We start from the raw sequence: 15,990 nt of genomic DNA on the forward strand, positions 1-15,990 counted from the left end.
CCTGGCACAGTGCCACAAACACGGCGAACCAAAACGCAGCGCTGCGGATGATGCCCATGCGCACGATGGCGCGGCGCTTGGCGACGGGAGCGGGCTTGAACGTCTCAGTGGGCATGTCGGCAAATTCCGGCAGCACGCCCGCGATGATCTCGGGCACGCGGCTCATCTTAACGAACGGATGGATGACCACACCCTTCGTGGCAGGCTGCTGCCCCTGCGCCTCGGTCGAATCGGTGGCAGCGCTATCGATCTTGTGCACCGAAAGCTCGCAGTAGCCCATCAGGCGGCGGATGAAGCTTTGCTTGACCACAACGGACTGCACACGGTCAACGTCCACGCCATGGAAGCTGCGCGAAAGCAGACCCGATTCCACCTCCACGCGGCCTTCGCGACGTCGCAAGCGGAAGCCGCCGTAACGTACCACGGTGCCCAACGCCGAGATGACCCACAGCGCCGCGATCGCCAGAAGCGCCCACAGGATAATCTGAAGCGCCGCACCGCCGATGAGCGAGCTTGCGGTATTGGCGTCAGGTAGAGCGATGGATGCCTCGCCACCGACCACCATGGACGTCACCCAGTCCTCGGTCCAGCGCTCGATGGCGCCCTGGAACAACTGAGCCACCGAGCCCACCGCGGCAACGATACCCACGAACAGCAGACCCAGGCCCTCGCCTGCGCCGGATGCGCCCGCCAGCAACAGCTCCTTGTTGGACAATCCGGTTTCGTACTGCACCTGGCCGGTATCAACCTCATTGCCGCCGAATACGCCGCGCACATCCTGCAAGACCTCATCGGCCACGTCGAGCACGTTGGTCTCATCGGGCGAAAGTCCGGGTGCCTGCGCGCCCGCATACCCCGCGGCAACGCCTTGCGCAATCGACGCCCCGGGCACCGGCTGCAACACGTATCCAAAAGCGGTCAGTGGCGTTGCCTGCGGCGTGCCGCCCATACATGCAATGGCCCATGCGGAATAGTACAGGGAACCGTTCACCTGCGCAGTGCCGTCCTCGGCAACAGAACCGCCCGCAAGCAGAACCTTTTTGCGGCGGAAGAGCTCGGCGCGCAACGCCTCGGCTTCGGAGGTACGCATATAGGTAAGGCGCACGCCGTCGTTGGTGGCGCCGCCCGCCGTGTCGATTTTTACATCGCAGACGCCCACGATGCGCTGTATCAGCCCCGCGTTCTGATTCACGGCTTGGACGCGCTGGTAAGGCACATGCATGCGCTTCTTGCTGATGATGCCGGAGTTCAGCGTGAATTCGTCGGTTCCCAGCTCATAGGTGAGATTCTTCCACGAAAGCCACTGCACAAGAAAAATCAAGCCCACGATGAGCAGAATGAGCAGGAGAGCTCCCCCGATAACGAACGGCATGATTGCGAAAAGCAGATCGATGCCGCCCTCCTCGTCCGCCATGCTGCCGACCACGTTGCCAAACACCGACACGCCAATCGCGGCAAGGGCGACGAACGCCGCGCGCAGACCGCCCAGCCATATATAGGTATGATGCACATGGTGCTTGCCGGGGCGCAACGTTTCTGGCACCTGATCACGTGGATCGGGATACGGAACGCCAGGAGCGGGAGCGTAGCCCTGCGGCGCAGGTTGCTGCATCGAGCCCGCCGACGCTTGCAGATTTCCGGCAGCCTGAGACGGCGCGCCCGTCGCCTGCGGGTTGTCGCCGCTGCCCTGCAGTGGCGCTTGGTTGTTCAACTCGCTCATGGCCTACACGTCCTCTTGAGCCAGACGGGCCTGCTCGGCAATGCGATCACGCAGCTCATCGGCCTCCTCGAACGCCAAGCCGGGAATTTCGTGCTCGCCGGCAGCGGTGGCCACGGTCACGCTCGCCAGATTGAAGGCGCGCAAGATGGGACCCTGCTTGGTATCGGTGTTCTGCACGCGCACGAACGGGATGATGAAGCGCTTGCGCCACACGATGCCGCGCGCGATATCCAGCTCGTTCTCGCCCACCTCGTAGCGCCAACGCATCCAGCGAATAGGCGGCAGGACAATCAGCCAAATGATGAGGCACGCCACCCAAACGGCGGTAAGCACGCCGGTCACAATCCACGCCCACCAAGCTTCCTCGGGCGCCGCAAGCGCCACGATGGGCCACGCAATAACGCAGCACAGATATATGATGGTCAGCGAGATGGCGTCGCTGATGCGCCATACATTTTTGATTTTGGGATCTAGCTGGTTCTTTGGGATGGGACGCATACCAACAACTCCTCACGTCCGTTCGACAAAATTACCTGTCAGATACAAAGCCGCGCCACGCAGGCGTCGCGCCTCAACTCAAGCTCAACCAACAGGATGCAGTCAGTATACAGCGACTACCCCCCCCCCGATGGCAAGACGCGAATTGCCCAATGGCTACGGCATGTAAACAATTCGTCAACAGCGCGGCATGCCGAGCCGACGCACATGGTGTGCCGAGCCGGCGGAGTGCAGCATGTCGAGCCGACACACATTGCCACCATCGTGCAGATCGCAAACTATGAAAACGTATCGGCGCAGTTCACCGTGAGCGTCAACCAGGACGGAAGCATATCGGGCTTCTACGTGAAGGCGGTCTAACAGGAAGGCCAGGAGAATACCGCTTTCAACCTCTCCTCAAAACGTTTCATTGAGGACATGTGGGGGGTCATTATGGAAATTTTTACCCCTGATTCAGGGCATCGACCGGTCGATGCCCTGAATCAGGTTCGTAACGTCCGCCGCGAAGGCCCCGGTGACCGATCGGACCGCTATTCGCATGCGCCCACGAAAAAGCGTTCTCCAAGGAGCGACCAGGTGCCGTCCTCAGGCGGCGCCACATGAAGCACGGTGTCGGCATCGTCGCGCGATTCCACGCGCAGGGCATCGCATGCTTCAAGCAGCATGTCCACATACGAAGCGAGCGTGAACGTGGCGCGAGCAAGCTTCAACCCCTCGCCGCGATGAACGCATACGAAACCGCCCTTCAGGTCAACGACGCTCGTCACCTCACGCCGTCTCTTGCCGGTCAGATCGTAACGGAACACCACGTTATCGCGATCGAATAAGCGCACGTCGCGCTCGTCGCTGCCCACCACCGAGCATCCGCAGAACGCGGTGTCGATGCCGTCCCAGCTGCCAGCTCCGGCATAAATGACGTTGCTGATAGAAATCGTCTTGACCCCCGCCGCAAGCGCGTCAGGCACATAGACATCGATGTATTCGACCGCGTTCACCGAGGTGGTAACGTCTCCGCTTGTGGTAATGCCCGCCACGCTAAAGCGTTCGTTCCAGCCCACATGATAAAAGCCCTCCGACCCCGATGCCACGGCATGCATGTCCACATCCACGCGTTTCGCCCGGTCGTCCCAATAGGTGAAAAAGCGCAAGCGGTCGACATCGGGCAACGCATACGCCATGCCCGCCGGAGGCCAGGCGGTCTTCTGCCCGCTTTCATTGGGCACAACCAGCGACCCTTCCAGGGAGAATGCACCGGCATCCACAAACACCCGCTTACCCGCCAGCTCCCGCAGGTGCCCCTCGACAGCAGCCAAGCGAGCAAGCACCAGCTTCAACGTAGGAAGCAGCACGGCATTCAGAGCGAACCGATACCCCTCCAGCGTGCGCTCCTCATCTTGCACATAGGCGAAATCGCCCTTTTCATCAACAATGCAGCCTTCCTCGCTCGCGGAAGGGATTCCCAAGCCATCGACCGAACACTGCGCCGTCACCTTGAGCAGCGTGGCGCACGACACCGAATGGGCAAGCGCTTCTACCACGCCGCACGACTCCACCTGCTCACGAGTTAGACCAGCATGCACGAAACGCGTGAGCGTACGCAGAAGCACCCCGGGACGCTGCAGATAGAACATGAGTAAGTCGCGCATAGCCTGCTCGCGCTGCTGGGTTATATCCTGGTGAATCGCATCGAGTTCGCCTTCCGAGGCAGCGCCCGACCCAGAGAGGGTTGCGCATGCACCCGTGGCAGCGTTCAGAGCGTCGATCCTGCTCCACAGTTTTTCGGCGCGCGCGTTCCACGAAGGCACCTTGCCGTTTACGGCAGCCATGATGCGCTCATGATCGTCCGGCATCGCGAAACGTTTGAGCGAGAGATATTTCACGCCGTTGCGCACCGTGGGATGCGCATCCGCGATGTTGCTCACCTGCAAGCATTGCCTTTTGCAGACCAAGAGACGAATTCCGAAGTTGGATGAGTTCCGGTGTGTAACCGTTGGCCATCGTAGCCTCCTAGAGTAAACACCGCCACGCGCAAGCCCCAGCGCGGCGATACGCGTGTCCTGCCTTGAATGGATGGGGTATTCAAAACGGAGCATCCCAAGGACAGGCGGCACCGCAAAAAATCACCCATTGAAATAAAAGTACGCGATGCCTTACGTCCTTGGGATGCTTTGCATTATAGTACACCCCTTTTCGGGGCAAATATTGGACGGCATTTGCGCAAAACGCGTTCGCGCGCAACGCCTTTGCGCAGACTAGCTAGCCCGCGCACCTGCGCTCCGTCTCCATATTCCTCGCTCGCAATTCGCCAAGCGTTTGCGAACGCGGTATAATCGCGCGGTTGTTCAGGCGCTTTGACACGAATCGCCATCCCGAATACGAGGCCGCTGCGCCTCGAGCGCAGTAGGTCACGCTCGCACCGCGGATGCTTATGCCGCTCGCGGGCGCTTCGGATGCACGTACCGTGCGCAAGCGCCAGAAGGGCGTCCAGCAAGCGAATGCGCCGACCGTCCAAACATGCAAGCAAACGAAGGAGCTCTCCTTATGGCATACGAAACCGCCGCACAGAACACGCCGTTCGAGGCCACGCCCGCCGCGCAGGCACAGCAGGATTTTGTGCCGCTGCTCATCGGCGCGGACATGAACGCGTATTCGGTCGCCCGCGCGCTGCACGAGCAGTACGGCGTGGTGAGCCACGCGCTGGGGCGCTTTGCCGCCGGCGACACCAAGTACAGCCGCATCGTGCAGGTGGCGCTCGAGCCCAACCTGGAAGATCTGGACGTGCTTCTCGCACGCATCAACGAGTTCGCCGCCGCTCACGCCAACAAGAAGGTACTGGTATGGGGCTGCACCGACGGCTATGCCGCCATGCTCATGGCGCTGCGCGACAAGCTGCCCGAAAACTGCCGCACGCTCTACATCGACGCCGCGCTGCGCGACAAGCTTGAGGCCAAAGACAGCTTTTATGAGATGTGCGACAAGCACGGCATTCCCTACCCCACCACACAGGTGGTCACGCCGCAGCAGTTCGCCAGCGGTATGACCGAGGCAGACCTTGCCGCGGAGGCGCTGGGTTTCGAGTACCCCATCATCGTGAAGCCTGCCATGAGCGAGGAGTATTGGCGCCATCCCTTCGACGGCATGAAGAAGGTGTATACCGCCGCCACCCCCGCCGAGGCGCTGCATATTTTGGGACTCATCTTTGGCGCGGGGTATCCCATGAATATCATTTTGCAGGACACCGTCCCTGGCGCGGACGACAGCATGCGCGTGCTTACCGCCTACTCCGACCGCGCGGGCAAGGTAAAAATGATGTGCTTCGGGCGCGTGGGGCTTGAGGAACACACCGCCACGGCGCTGGGCAACCCGTGCGCCATTATCACCGAGCCCAACCCTGAGTTGCAGGAACGCATCAAGGCGTGGCTGGAGGAAATTGGGTTCACGGGCTTTTCCAACTTCGATATCAAGTACGACAGCCGCGACGGCGGGTACAAGGTGTTCGAAATCAACCTGCGCCAGGGCCGCTCGAACTTCTATATCACCGGCGGGGCCGGCATCAACATCGCGCGCTATGTGGTGGAAGACCGTATCTATGAGCGCGACCTGGGCGAATGCCTGATGAACGAGCGCGAAGGATTCTGCCGCTCCATTCCCTGGAAGGTTGTGCGCGATTTCGTGCAAGACAAGGAGTTCGTGCGCCGAGCAGAAGCGCTGCGCCGCGCTGGGCGCGAAGCCGTGGCCTTCTACTACAGTTCCGACACGCGGTTCAACCCTCTGCGCTGGGCCTACGTGAAGGTGCACATGTACCGCTACTTCGACAAGTTCAAGAACTCCGAAAAGTACAAATAAACGCTGGTTCGATTCCTCGGCAACAAGGAAAACGGCAACGATGAAGTGGCGTCATAATGGCGCCACTTTTTTGCATCCGTGAGCTCCGCTTCTCCGCCTCAGAAAGCTGGTCTCGCAAATTGTGGGTTATCCCAGATTACCTTCCTGCGAGGATTTTGGGTAGCTCGCTGTCCGAAAGGACGATACGGCTCAGCGCCACTTTTTTGCACTTATGAACTCTGTGTACAGCCAATCGCGCGAAAAACGCCATCTTTTTTGAGAACTCTCTCGTGCAAAAACATGCCCATTGTCGGGCATCCAAAAAGCCGTTTGGCCTTTAATCCTCCCCCCCATCTTCCATATTTTCCCAGATCAGACCACCGCACTTCCGGCTCTGCTGTGGAGTTTGATACCGAGAATGATGTACGAGAAGTTCATAAATGTAAAAAGTGGCGTTTTTGCCACAAATCCGTGTACATAGCAGCCGCAGAAAGATGACATGGCCGCGAGAGTGCAAACGCTTGAGCGGCAGAGATCCGTGCACGCGTCGTCCACGGAAGGACTCCGACGCGACGAACGCAGGAGCCATGAATGCGACGAATCCGCGTATACAATGCCCATAAATCGAGAAAATGACCGGCAAAGACCGCAATCGGGACGAATCCGTATATGCGCGCCCACAAGAAGGCTCCGTTGCAACACGCACAGGAGCCAATACCGCGACGGATCCATGCACGCGGCGCCCGCAAGGATCCCACCTTGGGCCGTCGGATGGAGGAGGGGCGCCACTCGCGCACGCGTCGTCCACAGGACTCCACACAAAAAAGGCGCCACCCACAGCGGGCGGCGCCATGAACGCTTAGCGCAACGTGCTCAGCGCACCTACTTCTCCTCGATAAAGAAGCGCTTGTACCAGATCAAGAACGTGAGTGCGGTGTAGATCTTGCGCTGGTTGAGGGCGCGGCCTTCAAAATGATCGTCGAGCAGCTTCATCAGCTTTTCACGGTCGAAGAACTCCTCGGCAAAATCAGCCTGGAAGTATTCCTTCACGTAGTCGTAATACTTCTGCTCACGCAGCCAGAATTTGATGGGCACAGGGAAGCCCTTCTTGGGGCGCGTAGCCCACTCATCCGGCAAGCAACGGTTGGCAGCGTGACGCAGCACCTGCTTGTTGCCGTTTTCGTTCACGCGGAAGCGCGCGGGCACATGCTGCGCGAACTCCATGACCCTCTTGTCCAGGAACGGCACGCGCAGCTCCAGCGAGTGCGCCATGCACATCTTGTCGGCCTTGAGCAGAATGTCGCCCGGCAGCCACATATTCATATCCAGATACTGCTTCTTGGAAAGCTCGCAGAACTGCGGCACCTGCGCATACACCGGCGCGCACAGCTCGAAGGCGTTGGGGCCCTGATCGTAGTCGGGCTTCAGGATGTCGTCTGCCTCTTCGGGCGAGTACACGTTGGCCTGGCCCACGTACCAGCGCTCAGGCACCTCGGCGCACTTGGTCAGGAAGTTATGACCCTTGAAGTACGGCAGATGTTGCACGAGCGAACCCAGCGCGCGGCGCACGCCCAGCGGCACGGTGCGCTTGAACTTGGCCATCTCGGGCGTATCCTCATACCACTCGTAGCCGGCGAACAGCTCGTCGGCGCCCTCACCGGAAAGCACGACGGTCACCTGCTCGGCGGCCAGCTGCGCCAGGAAGTACAGCGGCACACTGGACAGGTTGGACTGCGGCTCATCCATGTGGTACTGGATGGTTTCCAGCGCCCCGAAGAAATCGTCGCCGTCGATCATCTTGCGGTAGTTCTTGATGCCCAGCTTGTCAGACAGCTCGGCGGCGTAGTTGGTTTCGTTGAAATCCTTGTAGTCGAAGCCCACGCTGAACGTGTTGTCGGGCATGAGGCACGCGGCGATGTAGCTGGAGTCCACGCCGCCAGAAAGGAACGAACCCACCTTCACGTCGGCGATGCGGTGCGCCGCCACACTTTCATGCACCACCTGATCGCACTCGTCCACGTACTCGTCGAAGTTCTTGGAGTTGTCGTCCGAAAAATCGCACTGCCAGTAACGACGCACGTTCATCTCGCGCGTGGCCAGGTCATACGTGAAGCAATGCGCAGCCTCGAGCTTGTACACGCCCGCGAAGAACGTTTCCTCCGTGGCGGGGAACTGCAGCGTGAGATACGGGCGCAGGGCTTTCTTGTTTACGGCCTTCACGAAGCCCGGATGGTCCAGGAAACTCTTGATTTCGCTGCCGAACAACAAATCACCCTGTGCGGTGCGGCCGTAGTAGAACGGTTTGATGCCGAAGATGTCGCGCGCGCCGTAAAGCCTTTGGTTGCGCTTGTCGTAGATCACGAAGCCGTACATGCCGCGAAGGCGGTCCACTAGACCCTCGCCCCACTCCTCGTAACCATGTACGAGCACCTCGGTGTCGGCGTTGCAGTGAAACGTGTGCCCGGCTGCCTCGAGCTGGGCACGCAGCTCCTGAAAGTTGTAGATCTCGCCGTTGAACGTGACGGTCACATTGCCGTCGACGCTGGTCATAGGCTGGCGACCCGCCTCAGACAAGTCCAGGATGGACAGGCGGCGAAAGCCCATAGACACGTCGCCGTCAAAATACTGGCCACCCATATCGGGGCCGCGATGAACGATACGGTTCATCATGGCCTCAAGGACGGCCTCTTTATTCTCGATGCTGCCGGTGAATCCGACGAATCCGCACATAGGATGCCTTTCGTAGACTCTTTCATTCGGAGGGCGCAGCGCCGCGCGGGCGAACCAGCGCGCGCATTCCTGCCGCCGCGCAAGCGACCGAACGCCCAAACATTCATTCGAAGCTAGAATTGTAACGTTACGACCCCTTGAATTGGGAAAATGCGTGATATGAGCATAGCTCGATGCCTCAGAAGGTATCGGCGTGCCGGGTAGAAAGACCTCGCCGAATGCCAGCGTACGGGATAGAGCGGCCGAAAGTCCAGAAAGGGGCGGCGCGATTGCAACAAACGGCGATTTGCTGCAGTTTTCGAGGGGTGCCCCAAGTACATCGCTGTTGGGCTTCGCGTTGCCCCAGGTCACGGCCTTGCGCCGATTGGTCTACTTTAGGAGGCGCGCGAAAACTGCAGCAAATCGCCATTTGTTTGTAGAGCGATGTTTATGCGGCAGCAAATCGGCATTCGTTTGCGGGGCGTCGTTTCTGGTGCGGCAAATCGCCGTTTGTTTGCGGGGCAACGTTTGCGCGGTTGCGAAACGACGTTTGTGCTGCGGCAAATCGGCGTTCGTTTGCGGAACGACGCTTACGCGGTTGCGGGGCGACGTTTGCGCGGCAGCAAATCGCCGCTTGTTCCATCCTGCCGATGTTCGCCCCACCCGCTTGGCGCTCGTTCCCAGACAAAATTGCCCACCCGATTGGCGCTTGTGGCGTAATCTCGCGAAAGCAAACGCGCGCTATGCGATGTGGCCGAGGAAATCCTTTGTCCGGTCGGATTGCGGGTGCTCGAACACATCCTCGGGCGTGCCCTGCTCCACGATTACGCCGCCGTCCATGAATATCACGCGGTCGGCCACATCGCGCGCAAACTTCATCTCATGCGTGACTACCATCATGGTCATGCCCTCGCTCGCCAGCGATCGCATGACGTCCAGCACGTCGCGCACCAACTCGGGGTCGAGCGCACTCGTGGCCTCGTCGAACAGCATCACATGCGGATCCATCGCCAATGCGCGGGCAATGGCCACGCGCTGCTGCTGACCGCCCGAAAGTTGCCCGGGCTTGTAGTCGGCGCGCTCGCGCAGGCCTACGCGTTCGAGCTGTTCGAGCGCGACACGTTCCGCCTCCTCCTTGGGACGCTTGAGCACGTGCTCTTGGGCGAGCATGACGTTTTTCTTGGCGGTGAGGTGCGGAAACAGATTGAAGCTCTGGAATACCATGCCCACGTGCTCACGCACCTTGTTGATTTTGGTCGAGGGATCGGTGATTTCGGTGTCTTCGAACCAAATGTGGCCACTGGTGGCCTCTTCGAGACGGTTCACGCAGCGCAACAACGTGGATTTGCCGGAGCCACTGGGTCCCAGGATGACCACCACTTCACCACGTTGCACCGTGAGATCGATTCCCTTGAGAATCTCCTGCGCGCCGTAGCATTTGTGCAGACCCTCGATGCGAATGACTGCATCGGCAACGGCTTCGCGCGCGCTCGCAGCCGCCTCTCCTTCTGCGGAGGCGCCGCCCGCCCTGTCGCCTGACATAGGCGGATTGTGGCTAATCGCCCCCAAAATGGGCTCGCGATTCTCGGCCGCCCCCGACGCGAGTGCGTCCCAATCAGCCGATTCCGGCACGGCCGCCCCCGGCGCGAGTGCGTCCCGATCAGCCGATTCCGGCACGGGCACCCCTCGATTAGCCGCCCCCGACGCGAGTGTGCCCTGGCCGGCAGATGCCGTCATGTGGGATACCGCGCCATTCACCTCTGCGCTTGCCATGCTACTGCCTCCCGCCTTCCTCGGACGCCATCTTTTTCTCTGCCTTGGTGACCACATGAATCAAGGGAATCGTAACCACGAGGTAGTAAAGCGCCGCGCAGATATACGGCGTAATGTTGCCGGTGGTTGCCGTAAGGTTCTTGGAGAACATCATCAGCTCCATAACGCCCACGCTGGAAAGCAGCGACGTGTCTTTGTAGAGCATGACGAATTCGCTGGTCATTGTGGGCATTACGCGACGCACTGTCTGCGGGATGATGACGAGGCCCATGGCCTGAATCTTATTCATGCCCAACGAGCTCGCCGCCTCCATTTGGCCCTTGGGAATAGATTCGATACCGGCGCGGAAAATCTCTGCCAGGTAGGCGGATGTGTTCACGGCCATGACCGCGATGCCCAGCGGCAGATTAGGCAGGTTGAATCCCAGCATCGGCATGCCGAAGAACGCGATGTAGATCTGCAGGAACAACGGAATGCCGCGCAGCAGATTGATATATGTCACGCCAACCGCACGCAGAATGCGATTGCGGCTCATCTTGAGGAACGCGAACAGCAAACCAACAGGGATGGCCAGCGGAAAGCCGATAACCGTAACCAAGAGCGCCGTCCCCCATCCCTGGAACAGTGACGCGATGGAGGTGACCACGTACTGCGGCTTGAAGAACATGCCCAGGAACGGATTGGAGTTCCACGCATCCACCCACGCCTGATTGTCTAGCCACGACACCGCGTCCTGAACCCATGTGCTTTCAGACACGGCGATCGTAGGGCTTTCGGGCAAATCGTGCTGGGTGCCGTCGCTCGTCGTGTAAGCGCCGCCCACGGTGTAGGCGCCGGCCGTGCTGGGAAAGAGCACGCCCTCCACCTCGATGGAAAGCTCCGAGCCGGCAGGAATGGGCTGGTCGAAATCGATAACGAGCGACGAATTGGACACGCGCGCTTGCGCCTGAACCTGCGTGCGGTCGAGGTCGCTTACGATGGTCGCCTCAACGGAGGTATCCTCGAAGGAGCCGCCATCGGGCAGCTGAAGCGTGATCTGAGAGACGTCGCCCTCGTCGGTGCCGGTGATGCACCCCCAAGCAAGACGCGTGGCGATGCCGCCGAGGACCGCGCTGCCGCCATCTTCATTGGAACGTGCGGTAGCCGTGACGGAGGAAAGCACACCCTGGGCTTCGGTGCTTGACTGAGTGGCGGTATCGGCGGATTCCCCCGCATCGCTTGCGTCCGTGTTGCTTGCTGCGGCATCGGAGCCCTCGTCGCCCGACGCCGATTCGTCTGCCGTGGCGCCGGCCGATTCGCTGGGCGCCGCGCCGAACCACTTTTCATACAGCTCGTCATAGATGCCCTCGGCGCGAATATCCGCCAACGCCTCATTGATGGCTTGCGTGAGGCCGGGGTTGTCCTTGCTTACGGCGATGCCGAACTGCTCGCCTGTGGAAATCTCCTCGATGATTTCCATGTCCGTGAACGAATTGGACACCATCCACTGCTCTACCGGCAGGTCGCACACCACCGCCTGACACTGGCCGCTCATGACGGCAGTGAACGCCGCGGTCCAGTCATCAAAGTTGACGGTTTGCGCCTGAGGAAGGTTCTCCAGCGCCCATTCTTCAGACGTAGTACCCGATTGCACGGCCACCTTCACGCCTGCTTGATTGAGGTCGGAGGCCTGTTCGTGGCCAGAATCCTTCGCCACGGCAACGCCCTGGTTGGAATCCATGTACGGATCGGTGAAGTCGACTTCCTGCTTGCGCTCGTCGGTGATGGTGATGTTGCAGGCGCCCACATCGGTTTTCACGCCCTGCTTGACGGAAGGAATGATGCCGTCGAATTTCTGCGCCGGCAGATAGTTGAGCTCAAGGCCCAGACGCTCGGCGATCATGCCCATGAGCTCGACGGTGAAACCTTGGGGCTCGCCGGAATCATCCGCATACTCAAACGGCGGCGTGGCAAGGTCGGATGCCACGGTAAGCTTGCCCTCTTCTATAAGGGTGTAATCGACGCTGTCTTGGCTCGACCCGCTTTCCGGGGAATCACCGGAGCCGGAGAATGAGCATCCGATCAGGGAGAACGCTACGAGAACGGCGCTGGCGGCAAGCAGGATAAAAAGAGAGGTTCGGACTGAGGCTTTGCGCATGGCCGTCCTTTCGGAGAATGAATCGGAGAGCGCCTCCGCAGAGGCACTCGATACCCCAGACTAACCCCGCCGCAAAGCAAAAACGGCGCGCTGCCCAACTCCCCTCCCACTCAACAGAAAGCTGAACAAAGCCTTAAAGCCTCGGCTGCAGGCCGAGAAGCGCCTTGCGAAAGCGTCGAAGGGCGCCTCATGCCTCGCTCAGGCACGCCAAGCGTCACCCCGCCGCAGGCCGGCACTAATGCCAGAACGCGCCCGGCCACCCATCCAGCATCACCCCCTGCCGCGGGCAGACCGGCGCGCAGCCGTGTCCTTTCGCCCTAGATATGCGCCGCGGCAGCGATTCGCAAAATGCGCACGCACGCACGGCGGCTCTTCGGTACAATCATGGGCAACCGATGCCATCGCTACTGAAAGGATGCGCGATGCAAAAACCCCAACAGACCGCCTCGACCGTGAAGCGATATGCCGCTCTGCTTGATAATTTGGGAGTCCTCGCATCTCCGGTCGATGCCGCCGCCCTGCCCGATAGCCCCATCGCATTTGCCACCTGCGATTCGCGCGAGGTGGTGCCAGGCACGTTGTTCGTATGCAAAGGCGCCGCATTCAAGCGTGACTACTTGATGAGCGCCATAGAGGCGGGCGCAGCATGCTACGTGTCCGAGACGGATTACGAAGCGCCCATCCCCTGCCTGCTGGTCACCGATATTCGCAAGGCTATGGGCGCCATCGCAGATTTCGCCTGGGGACACCCCTCGGGCAAAATCGATGTCTGCGCGTTCACGGGCACCAAGGGCAAAACCACGAGCGTGTACTATCTCAAGGGAATCCTTGATGCGCAAGCGCGAGCGGCAGGCACGCATACGGCAGCGATGTTCTCGAGCATCGAGATGGACGACGGCATAGAGCGAGGCGAGGCCAAGCTGACCACGCCCGAGCCGTTTGACCTCGAGCGTCACCTGGCAAACGCCGTGGCGGCGGGGGCCGAGCATGTTGCTATGGAAGCATCCAGCCAGGCGCTTAAATACGGTCGCACGTTTGGCGTCGAGTTCGCCGTGGGCGCATTCACCAATATCGGCGAGGATCACATCTCGCCGATCGAGCACCCCACATTCGAGGATTACTTCGCAAGCAAGCTGCTACTGTTCAAGCAATGCGAAACGGCCGTGGTGAATTTGGACATGGACCGGGCCGATAAGGTGTACGCCTCGGCACGCGAGCGTTGCCCCCGCGTGATCACGTATTCGCTCGAGCACGAAGCGGCCGACGTGTTTGGCTTCCATCTGCGTCACACCGAGGGCGGCATCACGTTTACGGTGCGCACACCGCGATTCGAGCGCGAGGTTCTGCTCCCCACGCCGGTGAGATTCAACGTGTCGAACGCGCTGGGCGCAATCGCATGCGCCGAAGGACTGGGCATAGACGAAGAATGCATCGTGCACGGGTTCGAAAGCGTCATGGTGCCCGGACGCATGAACCTTTACCCCACCCCGTCGGGACGGATCATGGGCGTAGTCGATTTCGCCCATAACGGCATGAGCCTTGAAACGCTGCTGCGCGATCTGCGTGAGAACTACCCCGATCGCGAGCTCTGCGTAGTGTTTGGAGCCACAGGCGGCAAAGGAATGGATCGCCGCGAGACTATGGGTGTGGCAGCAGGCAAGTTCGCCGACCGCATCGTAATCACCGAAGACGACCCCGGCCCGGAGGACCCGGCCGACATCTGCGCAACCATCGCTCATTTCATAGAGGCGCAAGGCAACCACGCCTGGCAGATAGAGGTCGATCGCGAGGCGGCGATACGCAAGGCAGTTTTTGAAACCGAACGCCCCGCCGTGGTGATTGTGACCGGCAAAGGCCATGAGACGCGCATGATGCGCAGAGGCGGCGCCGAACCCTGCCGCGCCGACGGCGTAATTCTGCGTGAAGCGCTCGACGAGTTCGACGCGATGCAAGGGGAGAACGAGAGCGCGTAAGTTAGGCATGAGCGCGCAAATGGGACTTACGCACCACCCCCTTTAGATACAAGGCCGGCTTAATTCGTGAACTGCCTCCCATTTCTTGGACAGAAGAGACAAGTCCGAGGAACGGGAGGCTTTTTTCATGACCATGTACGATAGGGGCATCAGGGCTCGCGCCGCCGACATCTCCGCGATGCCGACATCTCCGCGCCGCCGACCCCTCCGCGATGCCGAACCGTATCAATATGCAATATATACTTGACATCATCCATAATATGCAATATAAATCTTACATACTTCAATTCATATATTGCTTATGGAAGGTATTGCAATGGACGGCACCACACTTGGATCAATCCCCGCAAGCTGGAGGCGCAAAGAGGAGAGTCCGCGACGAGAGGCGGCGATTCCCTTGCCTTCGCAGGGAGCGAGCAACAACAGCGCGACGAACGCATCACTTGAAGCGGTCAAACCCGTCTCCCAGCAAAAGAACCTGCGCATGAAGGCGGCGCGCGTGGCGTGCGGCATGTCCCAGTCGGATTTGGCAGAGGCGGTGGGCGTCACGCGGCAAACCATCGGGCTAATCGAAGCAGGCGGATACAATCCCACGCTCAATTTGTGCCGCAGCATCTGTAAAGCTCTCGGCGTCACGCTTAATGACCTGTTTTGGGAGGAGTAGCCATGGCGGCAATCGAGAACAACGCATCATTTGTATCGGCCATTCGGGAATTCCTGTTTCCCCGCCACGATGAACGCGTTGAGGCCGAACTGGGTCGTTCTTATCGCGTCGCGTTCTGCGTACTTGTGGGAATTCTTGTTGTTCATATCGTGCTGAACATGTTCCTGGTGATGTGGGAAATGCAGTTCACGGAGCCCGGCGACCCGATGCCGGTTTCGGGAGGCGTGGTTTCATGGGTGGAGTACCTCGCGTTGATGGCCGCCCTCATCCTGATTACCGTCATTCAAATCAGGAAAGGCGTGTACATCACGGGAAGATGGTGCACTCCTGACGGCAATTTCCCCATCGCATACGCCTGCGCGATCGCCGCTTTTTCAGGCTCTCTCGTGGGGGTGACGGCCATGTTGACGCGCGTGTACGTCGAGGTGCATTACGTTGGCTGGGAGCACGTCACCTGGGCAGGCGATGTCGCAATCATGGCGATCGACGCGATCATGATCTTCGGCGCCGTGATGCTTGCTTTGTACGCCTCGTTCAGGGCGGCGCAGAAGCGCGAGGCGAAGCTGCTCGAAGCATTGGATTTCGACGACTAGAATTTGGAAACTGGCGCCCTTTCCGACCGCCTTTGTAAACCGGCGTCGCAAAAGCCTAATCAAATGTCTGCAGAATACAAGGGGTCCCGAGTCACGCT

Annotated in this window: 11 protein-coding genes; 5 read left to right on the plus strand and 6 right to left on the minus strand. The window is 60.0% G+C overall.

The window, feature by feature from the left end:
• Both DMP06_RS08160 and DMP06_RS08165 read right to left on the minus strand, forming a co-directional pair.
• On the minus strand, window positions 1-1,720 hold a 1,720-nt coding region (locus tag DMP06_RS08160), incomplete at its 3' end, for a PH domain-containing protein (RefSeq protein WP_123209253.1).
• Between the two features lie 3 nt (window positions 1,721-1,723).
• Window positions 1,724-2,218, minus strand: coding sequence for a PH domain-containing protein (locus DMP06_RS08165; RefSeq protein ID WP_123209254.1), 495 nt, complete (start codon window positions 2,216-2,218; stop codon window positions 1,724-1,726).
• A 228-nt stretch (window positions 2,219-2,446) separates the two neighbouring features.
• Between DMP06_RS08165 and DMP06_RS11800 the strand changes: the two genes are divergently transcribed.
• Window positions 2,447-2,578, plus strand: a complete 132-nt coding sequence (locus DMP06_RS11800) for a hypothetical protein (protein ID WP_274542720.1) — start codon at window positions 2,447-2,449, stop codon at window positions 2,576-2,578.
• A 170-nt stretch (window positions 2,579-2,748) separates the two neighbouring features.
• Here the strand turns inward: DMP06_RS11800 and DMP06_RS08170 are convergent, their stop codons facing one another.
• Window positions 2,749-4,140 carry a hypothetical protein gene (locus tag DMP06_RS08170; RefSeq protein ID WP_148042517.1) on the minus strand — a complete coding sequence of 464 codons (1,392 nt, stop codon included), beginning with the start codon at window positions 4,138-4,140 and terminating at the stop codon, window positions 2,749-2,751.
• A 619-nt stretch (window positions 4,141-4,759) separates the two neighbouring features.
• Here DMP06_RS08170 and DMP06_RS08175 point away from each other — a divergent pair.
• The gene (locus DMP06_RS08175; protein WP_220092551.1) at window positions 4,760-6,064 is read left to right on the plus strand and encodes a carboxylate--amine ligase; all 1,305 of its coding nucleotides are present in this window, start codon (window positions 4,760-4,762) and stop codon (window positions 6,062-6,064) included.
• Window positions 6,065-6,925: 861 nt separating this feature from the next.
• On the opposite strand, the gene asnB is transcribed toward DMP06_RS08175, so the two are convergent.
• The 3 genes from asnB to DMP06_RS08190 all read right to left on the minus strand — a co-directional run bounded on the left by asnB (window position 6,926) and on the right by DMP06_RS08190 (window position 12,662).
• Window positions 6,926-8,773, minus strand: coding sequence for an asparagine synthase (glutamine-hydrolyzing) (gene asnB / locus DMP06_RS08180; RefSeq protein ID WP_123209256.1), 1,848 nt, complete (start codon window positions 8,771-8,773; stop codon window positions 6,926-6,928).
• Window positions 8,774-9,493: 720 nt separating this feature from the next.
• Complete coding sequence (locus tag DMP06_RS08185) at window positions 9,494-10,213, minus strand: amino acid ABC transporter ATP-binding protein (RefSeq protein WP_452586149.1); 720 nt, start codon at window positions 10,211-10,213, stop codon at window positions 9,494-9,496.
• 313 nt (window positions 10,214-10,526) lie between these two features.
• Entirely contained in the window at window positions 10,527-12,662 is a 2,136-nt protein-coding gene (locus DMP06_RS08190) for an ABC transporter permease subunit (protein ID WP_123209257.1), read from the minus strand.
• Between the two features lie 422 nt (window positions 12,663-13,084).
• Between DMP06_RS08190 and DMP06_RS08195 the strand changes: the two genes are divergently transcribed.
• The 3 genes from DMP06_RS08195 to DMP06_RS08205 all read left to right on the plus strand — a co-directional run bounded on the left by DMP06_RS08195 (window position 13,085) and on the right by DMP06_RS08205 (window position 15,892).
• On the plus strand, window positions 13,085-14,635 hold the full coding sequence (locus DMP06_RS08195; protein ID WP_123209258.1) for a Mur ligase family protein: 1,551 nt from the start codon (window positions 13,085-13,087) through the stop codon (window positions 14,633-14,635).
• Between the two features lie 316 nt (window positions 14,636-14,951).
• Window positions 14,952-15,299: a helix-turn-helix transcriptional regulator gene (locus DMP06_RS11880; RefSeq protein ID WP_245962437.1), complete on the plus strand. Its 348-nt coding sequence runs from the start codon at window positions 14,952-14,954 to the stop codon at window positions 15,297-15,299.
• Between the two features lie 2 nt (window positions 15,300-15,301).
• On the plus strand, window positions 15,302-15,892 hold the full coding sequence (locus DMP06_RS08205) for a hypothetical protein (RefSeq protein ID WP_123209259.1): 591 nt from the start codon (window positions 15,302-15,304) through the stop codon (window positions 15,890-15,892).
• Window positions 15,893-15,990 lie beyond the last annotated feature (98 nt).

Origin of the sequence: Slackia equolifaciens (genome assembly GCF_003725995.1) — a bacterium.
Classification (GTDB): domain Bacteria; phylum Actinomycetota; class Coriobacteriia; order Coriobacteriales; family Eggerthellaceae; genus Slackia; species Slackia equolifaciens.

Excerpts from the sequence above, each read along its gene's own strand:
- DMP06_RS08175 (WP_220092551.1), top strand. The coding sequence starts at position 4,760 with ATGGCATACGAAACCGCCGCACAGAACACGCCGTTCGAGGCCACGCCC.
- DMP06_RS08165 (WP_123209254.1), bottom strand. The coding sequence starts at position 2,218 with ATGCGTCCCATCCCAAAGAACCAGCTAGATCCCAAAATCAAAAATGTA.
- asnB (WP_123209256.1), bottom strand. The coding sequence starts at position 8,773 with ATGTGCGGATTCGTCGGATTCACCGGCAGCATCGAGAATAAAGAGGCC.
- DMP06_RS11880 (WP_245962437.1), top strand. The coding sequence starts at position 14,952 with ATGGACGGCACCACACTTGGATCAATCCCCGCAAGCTGGAGGCGCAAA.
- DMP06_RS08190 (WP_123209257.1), bottom strand. The coding sequence starts at position 12,662 with ATGCGCAAAGCCTCAGTCCGAACCTCTCTTTTTATCCTGCTTGCCGCC.
- DMP06_RS08195 (WP_123209258.1), top strand. The coding sequence starts at position 13,085 with ATGCAAAAACCCCAACAGACCGCCTCGACCGTGAAGCGATATGCCGCT.
- DMP06_RS08205 (WP_123209259.1), top strand. The coding sequence starts at position 15,302 with ATGGCGGCAATCGAGAACAACGCATCATTTGTATCGGCCATTCGGGAA.